Here is a 507-nt window from a genome sequence, read left to right on the forward strand (position 1 = left end):
TTCTTCCGTCCCGGCCATCAATCTTGCAGCCGCCGCGCGCAGGGGCGGTCAAGGCTGGCCGCACTTGCGGCCACCGCAAGGCTTGGCCTTGACCGGCCCGAGCACGGTGGCACGCTGCATGGAACGGGACTGGCCAGGCTGGAAGTTGCCGTCAGCTGCGATTATGGTTGTCGGGCGCGGGCGACCTCGTGGCGAAGCGTGACGCGTCGGCTGCAAGCGTCACCGGACTGCCTATGTTGTCTTGCCGAATTGAGGCGCCCGCGCGCCCGCTCTTGGCCGCCGCGCTTTCCATTGCGACACGAATTGTTCGTAGTTTCGCTCCGCCTGGGCGGCAATCAGCATCTCGCGGTCGCGCAGCGCCTTGATGTTATAGGCATAGGCAGGTCCACGCCGGCTGCCTTTCTGTTGCGGATGTCCGGCTTGAAGTTGCATTGCGCGGGTCTTGTTGGCCACCAGGGCTGGGCGCGCCCACAGGTAATCTTCGCCCTTCGTCAACAAATGCCAGCA

Annotated in this window: 1 pseudogene; it reads right to left on the minus strand. The window is 64.7% G+C overall.

The annotated features are described in order from the left end of the window. Window positions 1-231: 231 nt before the first annotated feature. Window positions 232-507 (minus strand): annotated as a pseudogene (locus IVA82_RS14445) (IS110 family transposase); the annotation flags it as partial.

Origin of the sequence: Bradyrhizobium sp. 142 (genome assembly GCF_023074015.1) — a bacterium.
Lineage (GTDB): Bacteria > Pseudomonadota > Alphaproteobacteria > Rhizobiales > Xanthobacteraceae > Bradyrhizobium.